The organism is Halogranum gelatinilyticum (genome assembly GCF_900103715.1).
Lineage (GTDB): Archaea > Halobacteriota > Halobacteria > Halobacteriales > Haloferacaceae > Halogranum > Halogranum gelatinilyticum.
Map to the genome: position 1 here is coordinate 157329 of NZ_FNHL01000002.1, position 17794 is coordinate 175122.

The following is a 17794-nucleotide window of genomic DNA, read 5'->3' on the forward strand; positions in this document are numbered from 1 at the left end:
CGGTGGTGTGTGACGGTGGGAACCCCTTCGGCGGACACGGGATTAACCCTTTACTCCTCGTGCCCGCGCGGTCGCCGTCGCTCGGCCCTCGCGACCGGGAGACCTGACAGCCGTCTCCGATAATCCGCGCTCGGAGGTAGGAACCCTTTTATGTGAATGAGTGTCCCAGAGTAACGTGTGGTTGAGTAACAATGGGGATAGCAGATAATACCAGCCGTGGTCGGGAGCTCGTGACCGAGCGTCCGATGGTGCTTCTCGGGCTGATCGTTGGCCTGGTGGTGCTGGTCGACCTCGTAAACAAGCTGATGACCGGGCAGGTGAGCAGTTCGACGCTCTTCGTCTACGTCTGGCGTGGCGTCGTCAACGGGCTCGTTATCGGCTTGGCGGGTGTCGGCCTCTCGATGACGTATAGTATTCTGAACTTCGCGAACTTCGCACACGGCGACTACATCACGAGCGGCGCGTTCGCCGGATGGGTCGCCACGTGGGTCGTCGCCGGCTTCGGCATCGCCGACATCGGCAGCCTCCTCGTACTCGGTGCGGGTGGCGACGTGTTCTCCTCGCAGTTGGGGACGAGCGTCCTCCGCGCGCCGCTGGCCATCGTCGTCGGCCTCGTCGTCGCCGGTCTCGGAGCCATCGCGCTGTCGCTTCTCATCGACCGACTCGTCTACAAACCGATGCGGAACCAAGACGGTATCGCGCTCCTCATCGCGAGTATCGGTGTCGCGTTCATCCTGCGGTATATGCTGGTGTTCGTCTTCGGCACGTCGGTCCGCTCCGTCGCCGAGACGCCGCCTGCGGTCAGAGGCACCATCGGCGGCCTGGAGTACGGCTTCGGCTACCACGAGATCACGCTCGCCGTCTGCGCCATCGCGCTGATGCTGGGCGTCCATCTCCTGCTCCAGCGAACCAAACTCGGCAAAGCGATGCGGGCGATGTCCGACAACCAGGACCTCGCACGCGTCACGGGTATCCCCACCGAGCGGGTCATCCGCTGGACGTGGATCATCGGTGCGGGTCTCGCCGGCGTCTCTGGCTACCTCCTCATCTTGGAGTCGGGGACGATCGCGTACAACCGCGGCTGGATTCTCCTGCTGCTCATCTTCGCAGCGGTCATCCTCGGCGGTATCGGCTCCATCTACGGGGCCATCTTCGGTGGTCTCGTCATCGGCCTGACCGACACCGTCTCGCAGGTCTGGCTGCCGAGTGAGTTCACGCAGGCCGCCGCGTTCGCCCTGATGATTCTCATCTTGCTGTTCAAACCGAACGGACTGTTCAGCGGGAGGACGACTGCATGAGCGTCCTCGACCGCTTCCTCGGCGACGATACCACCGAGGAGAAGACGCCGCTGCAACGCGTCTTCTCCAGTGACGCCGCGATGGTCGTCGGCCTGCTGTTGGCCGTCTACGCCGTCTTCGTCGTCATCGGGACGATTCTCGGCTACAACCTCAACGGACAGGTCAACGCCCTCGCGCGGCTGACGTTCCTGACGGCGGTCTATTCGCTCGTCGTGCTCGCGTTGAACCTCCACTGGGGATACACGGGCCTGTTCAACATCGGTGTGGCGGGCTTCATGGCCGTCGGGACGTACACGATGATGATGGTCTCGGCCGCGCCCGACGCCCGCGTGCCCGGACTCGGCCTCCCGCTGTGGGTTGGCATGATCGCCGGTATGGCTGCGGCTTCACTCATCGGCCTCATCGCGGCGTTGCCGGCACTCCGGCTTCGCGCGGACTATCTCGCTATCGTCACCATCGCGTTCTCCGAGATCATCCGTATTTCCTATCTCTCGTCGACACTCCAGTCGTTCACTATCGCCGGAACCGAACTCGGGACCGGCGGTGGTGGCGGTATCGGCATCCAGAACGACCCCGATACGGTCATCTTGGAGGCACTCAACGGTCTCCCCGGTATCGGCGGTCTCCTCTCGGGGATCACGAACGTTGCACAGAGTGCGGGCGTCCAACCGACAGTCATCAACAACTGGATCTACGCCGTCGTCCTGCTCGTCTTCGTCGTCGGGTTCTACTGGCTGCTCTCGCGTATCAGCAACTCGCCGTTCGGCCGCGTGCTGAAGGCGATCCGCGAGGACGAAGACGTCGCCCGCGCACTCGGGAAGAACACGAACCTGTTCAAGATCAAGGCGTTCATGGTCGGCTGTGCCCTCATGGGGCTGGGCGGCATCCTCTGGCAGGGAAGCCGCGGGTTCGTCAACCCCAACTCGTTCCTGCCGCAGGTGACGTTCTTCATCTGGATCGCGCTCATCATCGGCGGTGCCGGTTCGAACACCGGCAGCGTCGTCGGCGCGGCGTTGTTCGCGGCCGTCCTCTTCGAGGGACCGCGCTACATCGCCAACGTGGCGAGCCAGACGCTCGACCTCGGCAGATCGCCGCAGACGTTCGCCGCTGCGGTCGGCGCGCTGTTCGACCTCGAAATCGCGACGTTCTTCGCGTACGCGCTGAACAACATCGCACCGCTTCGGCTCGTATTGGTCGGTGTGGTGCTCATCTGGCTGATGCAGAACCGTCCGGAGGGACTGCTCGGCCACCGCAAAGAGTCGGCCTCCAGCATTCCGCTCGGCCGTCCGGCCGGGAAGTCGGTCGCCGCTGACGGAGGTGAGTCCGATGAGTAGCGATATGCCGACGGTCACAGACGAGGACGACCGAGGTGCCTCGGCCGTCGAACCGACGGCTGGCGACGCGCCACCGCTCCGTGTCGAACATCTCCGAAAGACCTTCGGCGGCATCACCGCCGTCGACGACACCTCCTTCGAGATCGAGCAGGGCAAGATTACGGGTCTCATCGGCCCGAACGGCGCGGGCAAGTCGACGACGTTCAATCTCATCACGGGCTTTCTGAGTCCGGACAGTGGGAGCGTCGAACTGTACGGCCAGGACATCACCGGGATGGCCCCGTACAACATCGCCGACCGCGGGATGGTCCGGACGTTCCAGATCGCCCGCGAGCTGTCGGAGATGACCGTCCTCGAGAACATGATGCTCGCCCCGAAGCACCAGCAGGGCGAAGCTCTGTGGCGCTCCGTCGCGCCCGGCGCGCGTGCGCAGGTCCAGAAGGACGAACAGGCCGTCCTCGAACGCGCGTGGGAGATGCTCGACTTCTTCGACATCGACCATCTCGCCGAGGAGTACGCCGGCAACCTCTCGGGTGGCCAGCGGAAGCTGCTGGAGATGGCCCGCGCGCTCATGACCGACCCGGACATCCTGCTGCTCGACGAACCGTTCGCTGGCGTCAACCCCTCGCTGGAGGAGAAACTCCTCGAACACATCCGTGAACTCCGCGAGCAGGGCTACACCTTCCTGCTCGTCGAACACGACATCGACCTCATCATGGAGAACTGCTCGCGCGTGCTCGTGCTTCACCAGGGCAAACTGCTCGCCGAAGGACCGCCGGAGGAGATCAAGAACGACGAACGCGTCATCGAGGCGTATCTCGGAGGTGAAGTCGAATGAGTACCGCAAGACGTTCCGGCTCGCTTCGCTCCGCGGGCTGCGACTTGCGTACTCACGCTCACCACTGGGGGTGGTTCGCGTGAGCCTCCTCAACGTCAGCTCCCTCGACGCCGGCTACGGCGACCTCCAGATCCTGACCGACGTCGACCTCGAAGTCGAGGACGGCGAGTACGTCACCATCGTCGGCCCGAACGGCGCGGGCAAGTCGACGTGCATGAAGTCCGTCTTCGGGCTGACGACCCACATGGGCGGAACCGTCACCTTCGACGGACAGGACATCACCGGCCTGCCGCCCGAGGAGATCATCCACTACGGCATCGGCTACGTCCCACAGAACGACAACATCTTCGGCAACATGACCGTCCGCGAGAACCTGGAGATGGGTGCTTACATCCTCGATGAGGTGCCGCAGGACGCACTCGACGCGGTCTTCGAGCGGTTCCCCATCCTCGAAGAGCGCCAAGAGCAGAAGGCCGGGACGATGAGCGGTGGTCAGCGACAGATGCTCGCGATGGGCCGCGCGCTCATGCTCGAACCCGACCTCCTGCTCCTCGACGAGCCGTCGGCGGGACTCGCCCCCGACCTCGTCCAGGACATGTTCGACCGCATCGACAGGATCAACGACGCCGGCACGGCCATCCTGATGGTCGAGCAGAACGCCAAGCAGGCACTGCGCCGGTGTGACCGCGGCTACGTCCTCGTCAACGGTAAGAACGGCTACGTCGGCAGCGGCGACGACCTCCTCGGCGACGAGGAAGTCCGACAGCGGTTCCTCGGCGGCTGACGGTCGCCTCGCGGTTCGTCGACGCCCCGTTTTTTGACCGACTTTCTCCGGCGACGCCCCGTTTCCGACCTGTTGGGACGATCCTGTACCAGTCTGCCTGGACAGTTGCCCGGCGTTCACGACGGAGCGGAAGTTGACAGCTATATCCGACAACCGTGTGTTCCCACGGATATGCAGTTCTGTGACGAGTGCGGTTCGTTGATGCACACGGAGGGCGACAGGTGGGTGTGTCGCTCCTGTGCGAACGAGGAGCGACGGGACTCGCAGGCGGAAGCGGCGATGTCGCTCCAAGATGGACAGCAGGACGACGGCGCGCCCGCCGTCGCCGACGCAACACAGTCAACCGGAGAGACGATGCAGGAGTCCTGTCCGGCGGACGACTGCGATGGCGACCGAGCCTACTCCCAGATGATGCCGAAGCCGGGTGGCTCCTACGAGGTTCGGCTGTTCACCTGCGCCGAGTGCGGCCGCAAGTGGCGCGAGTCCTGACTCCGCCGTCACTCAAGCGTCGCCGGTTCTCCGAATAGAGGCGACGCCGACAGCCGTCGCTCGCGACGAGTGAAAAAACGGGAAAACTGGGTGGTTACGCCTCGAACTGAATCGTGTCGACGACTTCGATACCGGAGTCGGTGTCGGGCGCGAACTGCCAGACGGCGTAGGTAACCGCCTTCATATCGCCGTTGTCGTCGAAGTCGACGCTGCTGGAGGCACCGGCGTAGTTGATGTCTTCGCCGTTGGCGGCTGCGACGACACCCTCTGCGAGGTTCTCGATGGTGACTTCCATCCCCTCGGGGTTGGCGACTTCACGCATCGCATCGCGGACGGCCGTCCCGTCGTTCTCCCCTGCCATCGCGTTCGCGAGGATGAGCGCCGCGGCGGCGTCGTAGGAGTGGGCGTTGAAGACCGAGGGAGCGCGTCCGTACTCCTCGCGGTAGGCCGCGGCGAAGGCGTCTGCGGCCGGGCCGGACGGCTGCGGGACGGTCCCGGTGACGTTCTCCATCGGGTTGCCGACCTGCTGTTGCATCCCGGCGTCCTGCATCCCGTCCGTCACGAGGATGTCGGTGCCGTCGTCGAAGTCGGCGTAGTAGTCAGTGAACAGCTGGACACCCGAGGCCGGGTAGCCGATGACGACCAGCGTGTCCGGGTCGTTCGAGAGTGCCGACTGGAGCTTCGAGGTGTACGACGCCTGCTGCTTCTCGAAGGAAGTCTGCGACTGGACCGTTCCGCCGTTGTTCTCGAAGGCGTTGGCGAACGCCTGCGAGAGGAGCTGGCCGTAGTCGTTGTTGACGTAGAGCGTCGCCGCGGTACTCGCTTCGACGCTGTCACGGGCGACCTGTGCGACGACCTGCCCCTGCAGGGCGTCGGAGGGAACCGTCCGGAAGATGTAGTCGTCGTCTTCGAGGTCGGTGACGCTCGGAGCCGTACTGGACGGCGAGCAGCCCACGATCCCGTTCGGGATGAAGACCTGCCGGGACACCTGGATGTTGACACCGGAGGACGCCGGGCCACAGACACCCGGGATGCCCGAGTTGACGAGGTTGTTTGCCGCACTGATACCCGCGGACGGCGAGGTCTGAGTGTCCTCGACCGTCTCTTCGACGGTCAGGCCACCGAGGTCGGCATCGGCCAGCTGCGTCGATGGGAGGACTGCGGCGTCACGCATCGGCGTCCCGACGGAGCCGAGGTCACCGCTGAGCGGGAGGAGGACACCGTACCGGATGGTGCGTTCCATCCCGCCGCTGCCGCCGTCGCCACCGTCACTGCTTCCGCCGTCTCCGCTGCCACCGTCGCCGCTGCCACCGTCTCCGCCGTCTCCGCCGTCGCCACCGTCTCCGCCACTGGTACAGCCAGCAAGACCGATGATGCCTGCAGTACCTACGCCCTTCATGAAGTCACGGCGTTCGATATCACGTATCATACCCGCATGGTGGGAGGTCCGGTTTATAAAGTTATCTTTCACACCCCGACGAGGGACCACGATTGTGGGATGCTTGTCTAAAAAGGGCCACCAATGCACATCTATGGTGAGTTCTTCACAGCTTCTCGTCAGACCTCGCGACAGTCCACACAGACGAGTTGGCCGTTGACGTTACCGAGGTCGTGGACCAGCGCGCCGCAGACTTCACAGATACTCTGCGTCGAGAACTCGTCCGTCTCGGTCTCGAAGTCGGAGCCGTCGGTCAGGAGTTGACCCCCATCGACGTCGGCGGTCGGTCCGTTGTCGGGGGTTCGCGAGGCCGTCGCGGCCATCACCTCCCGCTGGGTCAAGAGACCGACGAACTCGCCGTCGTCGAAGACGAGCAGCCGGTCGACCGCCTCGGAGAACATGATGTCGGCGGCGACGTCGATATCGTCGGCAGCGTCGACCCGCGGGACGAGTTCGGACATGACCGTGTCGACCGTCCGCTCGGCGGTGTCGGTCCCTGCCAACAGTGCCCCGAGCGCGTCACGGCTCGTCAACATTCCGACCGGGTCGCGGCCACGGAGGACGACGATCGAGTCGACGCCTTCTGTCAGCATCAGCTCGGCCGCCGCCTCCACCGTGTCGCCCTCGCTCACCCCGACGTACTCTTGACCGGTGATGTCGTGGACTGTGACATTCTCACGCATGGCCGAATCTTGGCGCGACCGCGGCTAAAAGCTACCTCCAGCAGGCTTATGCGTCGAGCGAGGCTATCTGTAGCTTCGGACTCTTCCCGCCGTGGTCACGGACGACCGGCGCGCCCGACTCCCGACAGTGCTCGAGGGCGTGTTTCGCTTTCATCCCCGCCTCCTGTGCCGTCAGCCCGGTTCCGACGCCGACTTTGAGGTCGACGTTCGCGTCCGCCCGCACGTGAGCGATGGCCTCGTGGTACGCTTCGTCCGAGAGGGCTGGACAGACGGCGATGACGTTGTCGCCCCCGGCGAAGAAGGCGAGCGCGCCGTGCTCGGTCCGGAGGTGGCGCGCAAGCGACGAGAAGCCGCGTTCGATGGCGAGATAGGCGTCGTACTCGTTCAGCTGGTCGGTGTAGACGCCGGTGGCGTCGTCGACGTCGAAGTGGGCGACGTGGAGGTCGTCGTCGGTTCGGGCCTCGCGAGAGAGCGGCTCCCCACCGAAGACCTCGGTCCGGTCGCTGTCTTGCGCGCTCCCGGCCTCGTGGAGGTGGGTGCTGGCGGCGTCGAGTGCGTCCGCGGGACGGGCCGCGCTGCCGACGCCGAGGCTCAGCGTCACGGGATACCGGTTCCGAACCGACTCCTGGAGCGTCTCGTGCGCTCGGCGGTCGAGACCGTTGGTGACGGCGATGAGGTTGTCGAAGCGGGTCGGGAAGACATAGCCGCCGTCGCGGCCGACTGCCTGGGCGACGTCGGCGAAGAGCCGCGTCTGGAGCGTCTGGAGGTCCATCTCGCGGCGCGGTTCCGGCGTCACGGTCCACGGCCCGTAGTTGTCGAGCTGGAGGTGAGTCAACTGGACGTTCGTCACGTTTGTGGAGTGCGTCCAGTAAGTGATAAGCTCTCCTGAATCGGGTGATGAATGTGGCGTGTGCGCACACATCACGGTTTCGGCGGCCGGTCGTCTGCGACACCGGCGCACGGGTCCGGCGAAACAGTACATTCAAACGGGTTCAGCGGCGTCTCTCTGGCATGGCTATCCCGTCGTTCGTCATCGGCATCGCGGGCGGGACCGGGGCTGGCAAGACGACGGTGGCGCGGCTCATCACCGAGAACGTCGGCGAGTCGGTCACCCGCATCCCACTGGACAACTACTACGAGGACCTCAGCCATCTCGAGATGGACGAGCGCGAGGAGGTCAACTACGACCATCCCGCCGCGTTCGAGTGGGACCTCTTGCGCGAGCAGTTGACCGACCTCTTGGAGGGTCGCGCGGTCGAGATGCCGCAGTACGACTTCTCGATTCACAATCGGAAGGACGAACGGCTCCACGTCGAGCCGACGGACGTCATCATCCTCGAAGGCATCCTCGCGCTCTACGACGAGACGATCAACGACATGATGGACCTCTGTCTCTACGTCGAGACCGACGCCGACGTGCGCATCCTCCGGCGCATCCAGCGCGACGTCGTCGACCGCGGCCGCGACCTCGAAGGCGTGATGGACCAGTATCTCTCGACGGTCAAGCCGATGCACGAGCAGTTCATCGAGCCCACGAAGAAACACGCCGACCTAATTATCCCCGAAGGGGCCAACACGGTCGCGGTCAACCTCCTCGAAGAGAAAGTGCAGGCCGAAGCGGCGGGCGAAGGGAGCCGCGGCTTCGAGCGGCAGGACTTCGAGAAGGGACTCAGCGAGAACGTCGGAATCGACTCCTCGGAAGACTGAGACCGGAGTCGGCGACCGGAAGACGCCCGGTTACGCCTTCGTGTTCTTGACGAACTTCTCTGCGCCCTCGTAGAACCAGTAGCCGTTGGCGCGCATCGCGCGACCCAGAGCCTTGTGGAGGTCCGGGAAGTCGACGAACTCCTCCTGGTCGACCTGCTCGAAGATGTCTTTCATCGGAACGATCGTCTCGTAGTCGATGCGGATGGGGTCTTCGCCGTACTCGGCGACGAACTCGTCGCGATTGAGGGGAAAGTCCTCGTCCTCGTCGATCTTCTTGGCGATGACGGCGTGGCCGTACTTCCGCATTCCCTCGCTGCCCTCTTCGCCATCGGGGTCGTGTGGCCAGTCGGCACTCATAGTTGCACCTTGGCAGGGCGACTCAAAGCCGTTACGGATAGCGGAAGCTGCTCAGTCGAGGACGGCCGTCCGCCTCCCGACGAAGACGGGGACGGTCCTCTCGGACGCACGACTATCCAGCGACAGCGATACTTCGACTGCTGAGGGCGTGAGCTCCGCGACGCCATCCAGCGTGACTGACGGTGTCCGCGTTTCGCCGTCTGCGTAGCACGTCGAGACGAGGTCGAGAGCCACGACCCGCTTTCCATTGCGTGTGGCCGCACTCGCCCGGAGTCCGACGTCGCGGCCGAAGACGTCACGAGCGAACTCCGAGACGTGGCTCGCGGCGGCCTCGGCGGCCTTGACGGCGGCCCACTCGCCGAAAGGGACCGTCTCGTAGACCGGTTCGCGTTCAGCCGGTGCACCCTTCTCGACGGCGTCGCCGTTCGTGACGCGCTGTCCGGTGACGTATCGGACGGCGTCTTCGTCAGGGAGGTAGGTCAAGTCGTCGCCGACGACCGTCTCCTCGACGGCGACGGGGTTGCTCTGCCCGCGAATCGGTTCGCCGTCGTCGGAGACGTCGCAGCCGCGGGCCTCGGCGTCGTCGACGGCGGCTAGTGAGGTGATACGCCCGGCACAACCGGTGAGTAAGCCGAGCGAACAGATTCCGATCGTATGGAGGAGCGAGCGGCGGGAGGAGGGCATTTTCTCGGATTCGATGTGGCTCGGACAAATGCTTTCTGTTGCGCTCGGTGGATGCAGACATCGTGGCGCGTGGCTTCGCGGCGTCTCGTCGCCGCGAGCCACTCGTGCGAGGGATGAGTGAGTGACCGCAGGGAACGAGCGAATCGGTTGGGGAGGACGTGGCTGCGGCGGGAGTGCAGAGCGCCTGGGCTTTCGAGGTGTTCCCAGACACTGTGTCCTGCCACTGCTCGAAGAGACTCGAACGAACAACTCCCCGAACTCCAGACACTCCGTTCGAGACGGTTGCCACCAACCCAAGCAGTTTTTAACACCCCGGCGTGTAAGCCTCAACTACCAACAGCCCGCGGGTAATGCGCGAGACGACACTCGCGCAGCGGGGTCCTTCGACCGACGTGCTGTAAGACGCCGGGGCCGACGGCCCCCGTACTGCGGATTTCAGTGAGCACCCTTGCCACGTTTGTGGCGTTTCGATGCTCGGAAACGATTCAAACTATGGAAATCGAAATCGCAACCATTGGCGGCTACGAAGAAGTCGGTCGGCAGATGACTGCCGTCCGCGCCGGTGACGACGTTGTCATCTTCGACATGGGTCTGAACCTCTCGCAGGTTCTCATCCACGACAACGTTGAAACCGAGAAGATGCACAGTCTCGACCTGATCGACATGGGCGCTATCCCGGACGACCGGGTCATGAGCGACCTCGAGGGCGACGTCCAGGCCATCGTCCCCACACACGGCCACCTCGACCACATCGGTGCCATCTCGAAGCTGGCCCACCGCTACGACGCTCCCGTCGTCGCGACGCCGTTCACCATCGAACTGGTGAAACAGCAGGTCCAGGGCGAGAACAAGTTCAACGTCGAGAACGACCTCATCAAGATGTCCGCCGGTGAGACGATGTCCATCGGTGACTCCGGCAAGGTCGACCTCGAGTTCGTCAACGTGACGCACTCCATCATCGACGCCATCAACCCTGTCCTCCACACGCCGGAGGGCGCAGTCGTCTACGGTCTCGACAAGCGGATGGACCACTCGCCGGTCATCGGCGACCCCATCGACATGGAGCGGTTCCGCGAGATCGGCCGCGAGGGCGAGGGCGTCCTCGCCTACATCGAGGACTGTACGAACGCCGGCCGGAAGGGCCGCACGCCCTCCGAGTCCGTCGCCCGTAAGCACCTCAAGGACGTCATGTACTCCGTCGAGGACTACGACGGCGGCATCGTCGCCACGACGTTCTCCTCGCACATCGCCCGCGTCACCTCGCTCGTCGAGTTCGCCCACGACATCGGCCGACAGCCGGTGCTCCTGGGTCGCTCGATGGAGAAGTACTCCGGTACCGCAGAGCGACTGAACTTCGTCGACTTCCCGGACGACCTCGGGATGTACGGCCACCGCAAGTCCGTCGACCGCACGTTCAAGCGGATCATGAAGGAGGGCAAGGAGAAGTACCTCCCCATCGTCACGGGTCACCAGGGCGAGCCGCGCGCGATGCTCACCCGGATGGGTCGCGGCGAGACGCCGTACGAACTGGACGACGGCGACAAGGTCATCTTCTCGGCACGAGTCATCCCGGAGCCGACCAACGAGGGCCAGCGCTACCAGTCCGAGAAGCTCCTGAAGATGCAGGGTGCGCGTATCTACGACGACATCCACGTCTCGGGCCACCTGCGCGAGGAGGGCCACTACGCGATGCTCGACGCGCTGCAGCCGCAGAACGTCATCCCGGCCCACCAGAACCTCAAGGGCTTCGCGCCGTACGTCGACCTGTGTGAGAGCATGGGCTACCGCCTCGGCCGTGACGTCCACGTGACGCGCAACGGCAACATGATCCAGCTCGTAGAGGAATGAGCTCAGAAGCGACGGAACAGCGGGTGCTCGCCGCCGTCGGCGAGCGCCGCGAACTGGTCAACGCCGCCATCGACGAGGATCTGCCGATGGCCGACCCCGAACGGCTGTACGAGGCCGCACGCTACCTGCTGAAGGCCGGTGGCAAGCGGCTCCGCCCGACGGTGTCGTTGCTCGCTGCCGAGGCCGTCGCCGACGTCGACCCGCTCTCGGAAGACTACCGGACGTTCCCGACTGTCGGCGGCGAGGCGTCGGACGTCGACGTGATGGCGGCCGCTGTGAGCCTGGAGGTCATCCAGTCGTTCACGCTCATCCACGACGACATCATGGACGACGACGACCTCCGTCGTGGCGTCCCTGCGGTCCACAAGGCCTACGACACCGAGACGGCCATCCTCGCCGGCGACACGCTCTACTCGAAGGCATTCGAGATCATGGCCGAGACGGGGGCGGACCCCGCCGACGGTCTCGAAGCGATGCGGATGCTCGCGAGCACCTGTACCAAGATCTGCGAGGGCCAGGCGCTCGACGTGCAGTTCGAGTCCGAGACCGAGGTGCTCCCCGAGGAGTATCTCGACATGGTCGAGCACAAGACCGCCGTCCTCTACGGGGCGGCCGCGGCCATCCCGGCCATCATCCTCGGCGCGGACGAGGAGGTCGTCGACGCGCTCTACCAGTACGGCATCGACTCGGGTCGCGCCTTCCAGATCCAAGACGACGTGCTGGACCTGACGGTCCCGAGCGAGAAACTCGGCAAGCAGCGCGGCTCGGACCTCGTCGAGGACAAGGAGACGCTCATCACGCTGCACGCCCGCCAACAGGGCGTCGACGTGGACGGGCTCGTCGACAGCGAGACCGTCGAAGCCGTCACCGAGGAAGAGATCGACGCCGCCGTCGAGCGGCTCGAAGAGGCAGGCAGCATCGACTACGCCCGCCAGACGGCCCGCGACCTGACCGAACAGAGCAAGGAGTGTCTCGACGTCCTGCCGGACAACGAGGCGCGCGAACTGCTCTGCGACATCGCGGACTACCTCATCACGCGCGGCTACTGAGTAGTCGAGATACTCGGCTCGTTCGCCTTATTCGGCGTACTCGGGTCTCTTCGACCCGGTTCGGTTCTCGGGAGTGAGGCAACTGTCCCGCTCCCGTCGCCGACAAACGGACAACTAGTGACAAGTTCTTTTCACCGGAAACGTGGTGTGTTGCGGAGCCGACGCTCTCGGGAGAACGAGTCGGACGGTATCCACTCTGCCGGGCGGTGTCACATAAGCGGTTCGACTAGTGCCGACACGCGACGACGCGATCAGTCGAGGTCCGCGAGAATCTCCTCGGCGTGACCGTCGGGTGAGACGCCCTCGTAGACGTGCTCGACCGTGCCGTCCGCGCCGACGACGTACGTGTTGCGGAAGACGCCGTCGAAGGTGTTGCCGAACATGTTCTTCTCGCCGTAGGACTCGTACTTCTCGGAGACCTCGCCGTCCTCGTCGGAGAGCAGCGTGAAGGGTAGGTCGAACTTCGCGGCGAAGTCGTCGAGGTCGTCGACGGGGTCGTCGCTGATGCCGAGGACGGCCACGTCCCGCTCCTCGAAGGCGTCCCACGAGTCGCGGAAGCCGCAGGCCTCGGTCGTACAGCCCGGCGTGTCCGCACGCGGGTAGAAGTAGACGATGACGGGGCGTCCGCGGAAGTCCGAAAGCGAGACAGACTCGCCGTCTTGGTCGGGCAGTTCGAAGTTGGGGGCGGTGTCGCCGACGCTGAGCATATGTGACTCTGTCTCGGGCAGAACCAAACCGTTTCGCTTCTCGCTTTGCACTTCTCGCGCGCAGACGCTCAGTCCAACTTCTCTGCGGCCTCGCGCTCGATGAGCGGTTCGGCGTTCGTCGTCGGCAGCATCACGACGTCGTCGGTCGCGAGGTCGTACTCGCGCTCGTCGACGCCGAAGATGGAGCCGACGTCCTTCGTGATGCGCACCGTCGTCCGCTCGGTGTCGTCCGCTGCCGCTTCCGTCGCGTCGGGAGCCGCCGGAGCGTCGGCCGACGCGTCGGTCGACTCGTCGGACGGTTCCGAGACCGCACCCGGCGGCGCGGGTTCGGGGTCGACCGGTGTGTGGTCATCCGTGGAGTCGTTGTCGGCTGCGGGCGACTGTTGCGCGTCCGCTTCGGCGTCGGTCGTGTCGCCGCCCATCGCGTCGGCGAGGACGCCACCGGCGGCCGAGTCGGCCGGCTCGGTCTGTGGGACCGGGGTGGACGACTCGCCTCGAGAGCCGTCGGGACCGACCATGTCGGTGGCAGCCGTCGACATCGACTCTCCCCCGGTGTCGACCGGCTCCCGCTTGCCCGCGAGGATGGCGAGGACGTTCTCCTTGTTCTCCTCGATGCGGGCGACGAGGTCCTCGAACAGCGCCTTCTCCTCGGCGGTCATCCCGTCTTCGTCGACGGGCATCTCGGCGGCGGCGAAGCTCGCGAGCTTGACCACCTTGCCGACGCGGCGTTCGTAGACCGCCTCGATGACCTCTTCGGCCGTTTCGATCTCGTCGGTGAGTCTGGAGACCTCCGGCGAGGAGAAGGGGTCGTCGGCCTCCTCGGCCGCGGCCGACCGCTCCGCCTTCAGGTCGGCGATGTAGCCCGCGACGTCGCCGTAGAACGAGTCCCGAAGATGCTGTAAGCTGTCTTTCCGTCGCTCCTTCGACTGGACCGTTCGTAGCTCGTCGAGATTCATTCTTTGGCCTTCTCCGCGTCACCGCGTGCCATCAGCAGCACGCCGACACATTCACGGACTGAATTCTCTCCCGGTTCGATATTAGTCCTTTCCCCGAACATCTCGACGGTCGCCGGCTTGTCCGCTTCGACCGTGATGAGCCGCCGCGTGAACCGCTCGGGGACAGCGTCCTCGAGCGGCTGGAAGTCGTCGACCGCGTCGCGCTCGATGCGCTGCACTTCGAGACCGGTCCCGCCGTGCAGGCTCCCCGGCAGCCGGATGAGCCGCCGGAGGTCGGTCGTCACGGGTTCGTCGATGGGAGCGGTCTGCTCCTCGACGACCTCCTGGGCGAGTGCTTCCACGAGCATCCGCAGGCCGGGACCGCCGGCCTCGACGTTGCCCGTCTGAACCGCCTCGGAGTTGCGCTCGAACGCGCCGAGAATCGTCGTCGCCCGCCCCTCGCCGATTCCGTCGAGTTCCTGCAGTCGGTCGAGGGCGTCGTCTTCGTCCATCGCGTCGAGTTCGTCCACGAACGCGAGGAGGCGGTCGTGAGTGCGCTTCCCCCAGCCGCCTTCCGTGCGGAGCATCCGGCGAGTCGTCCCGCCGACGGCCCGCGTCTGGACGAGACCGTCGAAGTCGAGGTCGATGGCGCGGATGTAGTCGACGATCTCGCGCCGCGCCTCGCTGTCCAGTTCGCGGACGCCCTCGTCGCGGACGTGGACGTGGTAGCCACGGCCGCCCGAGAAGACCACCTCCAGCTCTTCGAAGCCGAAGTCGTCTTCGAGGATGTCGAGCAAGCGGAGGAGCGCTCCCTTACACGCCGTCAACATTCCCTTGTAACTCGTCTGCTCGGGGTCGATTGCGGGCAGGTGGTCGGCGTCGAGGTCGAAGACGAGATCCGCAGACCGCCAGTCTTTGGCACTCATCGATTTGGCGCTCGGGTCGGTGTAGCGCGCCGCGGAGAAGTAGGCGTGCCGCGGTGCTTCGCGCGCGAGGAAGTCCCCGATGTGGCCGAGGTTGAGCAGCGACTCGTGGCGAACCATCGTCGTCCCCGACCCCGCAGTCCACGGGATGTAGCCCCACTCGCGGGCGTCCGCGTTCGGCGGCGGCGTCACCGTCGCCTGTCGGTAGTAGTCGCCGAACCGCCCTTTGAGGTAGTCGCGCGTCCGAGCGTCCATCGCTTTCGGTTGTTTGTGCGAACGGCGGTTTAGTCGTTGTCTTTGTCCGCGCTTCCGAGAGGCTGCCACACGACGCCGTGGCTGGTCGGGATGGTGTCTCCAGCAGCACGTACCGCGTCAGCGACGCATGAACTCGCTTAGCTTGTCGCGCAATCCGTCCTCACCGAGTTTGAGATAGTAGGCTCCGCCGCCGTCCTCGTAGTAGTTGTCGATGCGGCGTTTGACCCGGAAGCCGATGTGCTTGTAGAACTCCAGGGCGGGGGCGTTTGTCGTCCGCGCGTGGCAGGTCACGGAGCGGTGGTTGTCTGCGACCTCGGCGACGAGCATCTCGCCGAACCCCTCGCCGCGGACGTCCGGATTGACGGCGAGAAAGAGGATGTAGCCGTCGCGTCGCGCCGAGGCGAAGCCGAGGAGCGTGTCGTCTTCGTAGAGGAGGTAGGTCGTCGAGCGACGGTAGGCGTCCATGAAGAAGCCACGACGCTGCTTGAGGACGCCCTCCTCGCGACGGACACGCTCTTTCAACTCCCACGCCTCCTCGGCGTGCGTGTCGTTGCCCGGGGCATCCGTCCGTTTCTCCACGTTGACGCTCACTACCACGCGTGTAATAGGGATGGGAATATAACTCCACCGTCGCGTTCTGTCGTCCTGACGAGTTGGTGGCCGACGAGTCGGTGAGGCTGGTCTCACGTCACTGACGCCCGGCCGTCGCCCCGAGCGGAAACCACTATGTCGGCGACTGTCGACTGTCCACTCGTGAGCTTCGAACTGCGTGACCACACCGCCGACGTGGCTGTTGAGGCGACCGCCGCCGACTGCTCCGGACTCTTCGGGGCGGTCGCCGACGGTCTCGCCGCCGCGATGTGTGAGTCCATCCCCGCCGACGGCGAGCGTTTCTCCGTCACTGTCCGCGCCGAGAGCCGCGAGGCCCTGCTGTTCGACTATCTCGACCAGCTCATTTACGAGCGTGACGTGCGTGCCGTCCTCCCCGTCGACAACCGCGCCGACGTCCGCGAGGACGACGACGAGTGGGTCGTCGACGCCAGTGCTCGCGGCGTCCCGCTCCAGGGTCTCGGCGCGCGCGAGGTCAAGGCCGTGACCTACTCGGAGATGCTGGTCGAGGAGACCGACGAGGGCTGGCACGGCTACGTCGTTTTCGACGTGTGAATAATTGTTGTAAATTGCCGTTAGATACCTACAGACTCTAAATTTCAGGAGTTTTGGTGGTGAGAGACTGCGCTGGATTAAGGACCGTCGGGACCGAAGCGTCCGTGTGAACCGGCGTCTCTCTGCGGCACTCGTCGCGACGACCGCGCTCCTCGCGAGCAGCGGCGTCGCCAGTGCCCACGTCAAGTACGTAACGCCCGGAAGCGACCCCGTCGCTGTTGTCGAGTTCCTCCTCTCGGCACTCTCCGACCCGTTCAACCTCGCCGTCCTCGCGCTCGGTGGGGTGTCGATCGCGGTCGGGGGCCTCCTCTATCTCCGCTTTCGACCCGCCCGCCGCGACATCACGCTCCTCCGATCGCTGCTCACGGACTACCAGGACCTCCTGCCGTGGCTGTTGCGACTGAGTGTCGGCCTTCCGCTGGTCGGTGCGGGCTTCGCGGGCTACTTCTTCTCGCCCGCCGTCGAGCCTGCGGCACCGACGTTCGTCCGCCTGTTCGGCATCTCGACGGGCTTTCTCGTCCTGTTCGGCTTCGGAACCCGCTTCGTCGCCACCGTCGGTCTGTTGTCGTATCTCGTCGGCTTCGTCCTCAATCCGGCACTGATGCTCGCCTTCGAGTTCGTCCCCGGATTCATCGCGCTCGCGCTCGTGGGCGGCGGCCGCCCGAGTGCCGACCAGGTCATCGCCCGGATGGCCGACGACGAGCGGACGATCTACTCGCGTATCGACCCGTTCTACCGCACCGTCGCCAAGCCGTTCGCCGAGCGCGTCCAGCCCTACGAGGCACTCGTCCCTATCGTGTTGCGGGTGGGTCTCGGCATCTCGTTCATCTATCTCGGCGTCGCCCAGAAGCTGATGAACCCCGGCGAGTCACTCGCCGTCGTCGCGAAGTACAACCTGACTGCGGTCGTCCCGGTCGGCCCGGAGCTGTGGGTCATCGGCGCGGGGCTGACGGAGACGCTCGTCGGCGTGATGTTCATCGTCGGCCTGTTCACGCGGGCGTTCTCCGGTGTCGCCTTCCTGCTCTTCACGACGACGCTGTTCGGCCTGCCGGACGACCCGGTGCTCGCACACATCTCGCTGTTCGGTCTCGTCTCGGCACTGCTCGTCACGGGTGCCGGTGCGTTCTCGGTGGACGAGTGGCTCCACGCGATGGACGACGACCCGAACACGCCCGGTATCGTCCGTGGCGGTATCACGAGTGAAGATAGTAGATAGGCTGCGGGGTTGGGTCGCCCGCAGTCCACAGTCCTACCTGACGCCGCGGGACAACAACGCTATTCCCGTCGTCTCTCGTCTCTCC

General features: G+C 65.1%; 19 protein-coding genes. 10 read left to right on the forward strand and 9 right to left on the reverse strand.

Annotation, left to right across the window (positions count from 1 at the left end):
• The first annotated feature begins 191 nt into the window (after nt 1-191).
• The 5 genes from BLR57_RS07240 (at nt 192) to BLR57_RS07260 (ending at nt 4743) form a co-directional block, all read left to right on the forward strand.
• Nucleotides 192-1298 (forward strand): branched-chain amino acid ABC transporter permease, encoded by a 1107-nt coding sequence (locus BLR57_RS07240; protein ID WP_089695927.1) that lies wholly within the window; start codon nt 192-194, stop codon nt 1296-1298.
• Entirely contained in the window at nt 1295-2632 is a 1338-nt protein-coding gene (locus BLR57_RS07245; protein ID WP_089695929.1) for a branched-chain amino acid ABC transporter permease, read from the forward strand. The genes BLR57_RS07240 and BLR57_RS07245 overlap by 4 nt, the downstream gene beginning before the upstream one ends.
• Nucleotides 2625-3470: an ABC transporter ATP-binding protein gene (locus tag BLR57_RS07250; RefSeq protein ID WP_089695931.1), complete on the forward strand. Its 846-nt coding sequence runs from the start codon at nt 2625-2627 to the stop codon at nt 3468-3470. The genes BLR57_RS07245 and BLR57_RS07250 overlap by 8 nt, the downstream gene beginning before the upstream one ends.
• Nucleotides 3471-3549: 79 nt before the next feature.
• A complete protein-coding gene (locus BLR57_RS07255) occupies nt 3550-4254 on the forward strand; it encodes an ABC transporter ATP-binding protein (protein ID WP_089697622.1) in 705 nt (234 codons plus the stop codon).
• 171 nt (nt 4255-4425) lie between these two features.
• Complete coding sequence (locus BLR57_RS07260) at nt 4426-4743, forward strand: RPA12/RPB9/RPC11 RNA polymerase family protein (RefSeq protein ID WP_089695933.1); 318 nt, start codon at nt 4426-4428, stop codon at nt 4741-4743.
• Between the two features lie 94 nt (nt 4744-4837).
• Here the strand turns inward: BLR57_RS07260 and BLR57_RS07265 are convergent, their stop codons facing one another.
• The 3 genes from BLR57_RS07265 to BLR57_RS07275 all read right to left on the reverse strand — a co-directional run bounded on the left by BLR57_RS07265 (nt 4838) and on the right by BLR57_RS07275 (nt 7714).
• Nucleotides 4838-6172: an ABC transporter substrate-binding protein gene (locus BLR57_RS07265; protein WP_089695935.1), complete on the reverse strand. Its 1335-nt coding sequence runs from the start codon at nt 6170-6172 to the stop codon at nt 4838-4840.
• A 128-nt stretch (nt 6173-6300) separates the two neighbouring features.
• Entirely contained in the window at nt 6301-6864 is a 564-nt protein-coding gene (locus BLR57_RS07270; RefSeq protein ID WP_089695937.1) for a CBS domain-containing protein, read from the reverse strand.
• A gap of 46 nt (nt 6865-6910) precedes the next feature.
• Entirely contained in the window at nt 6911-7714 is an 804-nt protein-coding gene (locus BLR57_RS07275; protein ID WP_089695965.1) for a GTP cyclohydrolase III, read from the reverse strand.
• 161 nt (nt 7715-7875) lie between these two features.
• Between BLR57_RS07275 and udk the strand changes: the two genes are divergently transcribed.
• On the forward strand, nt 7876-8571 hold the full coding sequence (gene udk, locus BLR57_RS07280; protein WP_089695968.1) for a uridine kinase: 696 nt from the start codon (nt 7876-7878) through the stop codon (nt 8569-8571).
• A 30-nt stretch (nt 8572-8601) separates the two neighbouring features.
• On the opposite strand, the gene BLR57_RS07285 is transcribed toward udk, so the two are convergent.
• Together BLR57_RS07285 and BLR57_RS07290 are read right to left on the reverse strand one after the other, a co-directional pair.
• Entirely contained in the window at nt 8602-8928 is a 327-nt protein-coding gene (locus BLR57_RS07285; RefSeq protein ID WP_089695971.1) for a DUF5785 family protein, read from the reverse strand.
• A gap of 51 nt (nt 8929-8979) precedes the next feature.
• The gene (locus tag BLR57_RS07290) at nt 8980-9612 is read right to left on the reverse strand and encodes a hypothetical protein (protein ID WP_089695973.1); all 633 of its coding nucleotides are present in this window, start codon (nt 9610-9612) and stop codon (nt 8980-8982) included.
• 492 nt (nt 9613-10104) lie between these two features.
• Between BLR57_RS07290 and BLR57_RS07295 the strand changes: the two genes are divergently transcribed.
• Nucleotides 10105-11460, forward strand: a complete 1356-nt coding sequence (locus BLR57_RS07295) for a ribonuclease J (RefSeq protein ID WP_089695975.1) — start codon at nt 10105-10107, stop codon at nt 11458-11460.
• A complete protein-coding gene (gene idsA3 / locus BLR57_RS07300) occupies nt 11457-12509 on the forward strand; it encodes a geranylfarnesyl diphosphate synthase (RefSeq protein ID WP_089695980.1) in 1053 nt (350 codons plus the stop codon). Before BLR57_RS07295 ends, idsA3 begins: the two co-directional genes overlap by 4 nt.
• A gap of 251 nt (nt 12510-12760) precedes the next feature.
• Here idsA3 and bcp read toward each other — a convergent pair whose 3' ends face one another.
• The 4 genes from bcp to BLR57_RS07320 form a co-directional block, all read right to left on the reverse strand.
• Nucleotides 12761-13216 carry a thioredoxin-dependent thiol peroxidase gene (bcp, locus tag BLR57_RS07305; RefSeq protein ID WP_089695983.1) on the reverse strand — a complete coding sequence of 152 codons (456 nt, stop codon included), beginning with the start codon at nt 13214-13216 and terminating at the stop codon, nt 12761-12763.
• A gap of 68 nt (nt 13217-13284) precedes the next feature.
• The gene (locus BLR57_RS07310; protein WP_089695986.1) at nt 13285-14172 is read right to left on the reverse strand and encodes a DNA replication complex subunit Gins51; all 888 of its coding nucleotides are present in this window, start codon (nt 14170-14172) and stop codon (nt 13285-13287) included.
• Nucleotides 14169-15329, reverse strand: coding sequence for a DNA primase small subunit PriS (priS, locus tag BLR57_RS07315; protein ID WP_089695988.1), 1161 nt, complete (start codon nt 15327-15329; stop codon nt 14169-14171). Before priS ends, BLR57_RS07310 begins: the two co-directional genes overlap by 4 nt.
• 117 nt (nt 15330-15446) lie before the next feature.
• Nucleotides 15447-15920, reverse strand: a complete 474-nt coding sequence (locus BLR57_RS07320) for a GNAT family N-acetyltransferase (protein ID WP_089695992.1) — start codon at nt 15918-15920, stop codon at nt 15447-15449.
• Nucleotides 15921-16082: 162 nt separating this feature from the next.
• Here BLR57_RS07320 and BLR57_RS07325 point away from each other — a divergent pair, with 162 nt between their 5' ends.
• Together BLR57_RS07325 and BLR57_RS07330 are read left to right on the forward strand one after the other, a co-directional pair.
• Entirely contained in the window at nt 16083-16493 is a 411-nt protein-coding gene (locus BLR57_RS07325) for an archease (RefSeq protein WP_089697623.1), read from the forward strand.
• 106 nt (nt 16494-16599) lie between these two features.
• Nucleotides 16600-17709, forward strand: coding sequence for a DoxX family protein (locus BLR57_RS07330; protein WP_089695995.1), 1110 nt, complete (start codon nt 16600-16602; stop codon nt 17707-17709).
• The last annotated feature ends 85 nt before the right edge of the window (nt 17710-17794 follow it).

Bases quoted from the DNA above. Each gene is read 5' to 3' on its own strand.
- BLR57_RS07265 (WP_089695935.1), bottom strand. From the start codon at position 6,172: ATGATACGTGATATCGAACGCCGTGACTTCATGAAGGGCGTAGGTACT.
- udk (WP_089695968.1), top strand. From the start codon at position 7,876: ATGGCTATCCCGTCGTTCGTCATCGGCATCGCGGGCGGGACCGGGGCT.
- BLR57_RS07285 (WP_089695971.1), bottom strand. From the start codon at position 8,928: ATGAGTGCCGACTGGCCACACGACCCCGATGGCGAAGAGGGCAGCGAG.
- BLR57_RS07295 (WP_089695975.1), top strand. From the start codon at position 10,105: ATGGAAATCGAAATCGCAACCATTGGCGGCTACGAAGAAGTCGGTCGG.
- BLR57_RS07270 (WP_089695937.1), bottom strand. From the start codon at position 6,864: ATGCGTGAGAATGTCACAGTCCACGACATCACCGGTCAAGAGTACGTC.
- BLR57_RS07250 (WP_089695931.1), top strand. From the start codon at position 2,625: ATGAGTAGCGATATGCCGACGGTCACAGACGAGGACGACCGAGGTGCC.
- priS (WP_089695988.1), bottom strand. From the start codon at position 15,329: ATGGACGCTCGGACGCGCGACTACCTCAAAGGGCGGTTCGGCGACTAC.
- idsA3 (WP_089695980.1), top strand. From the start codon at position 11,457: ATGAGCTCAGAAGCGACGGAACAGCGGGTGCTCGCCGCCGTCGGCGAG.
- BLR57_RS07260 (WP_089695933.1), top strand. From the start codon at position 4,426: ATGCAGTTCTGTGACGAGTGCGGTTCGTTGATGCACACGGAGGGCGAC.
- BLR57_RS07290 (WP_089695973.1), bottom strand. From the start codon at position 9,612: ATGCCCTCCTCCCGCCGCTCGCTCCTCCATACGATCGGAATCTGTTCG.
- BLR57_RS07240 (WP_089695927.1), top strand. From the start codon at position 192: ATGGGGATAGCAGATAATACCAGCCGTGGTCGGGAGCTCGTGACCGAG.
- BLR57_RS07245 (WP_089695929.1), top strand. From the start codon at position 1,295: ATGAGCGTCCTCGACCGCTTCCTCGGCGACGATACCACCGAGGAGAAG.
- BLR57_RS07310 (WP_089695986.1), bottom strand. From the start codon at position 14,172: ATGAATCTCGACGAGCTACGAACGGTCCAGTCGAAGGAGCGACGGAAA.
- bcp (WP_089695983.1), bottom strand. From the start codon at position 13,216: ATGCTCAGCGTCGGCGACACCGCCCCCAACTTCGAACTGCCCGACCAA.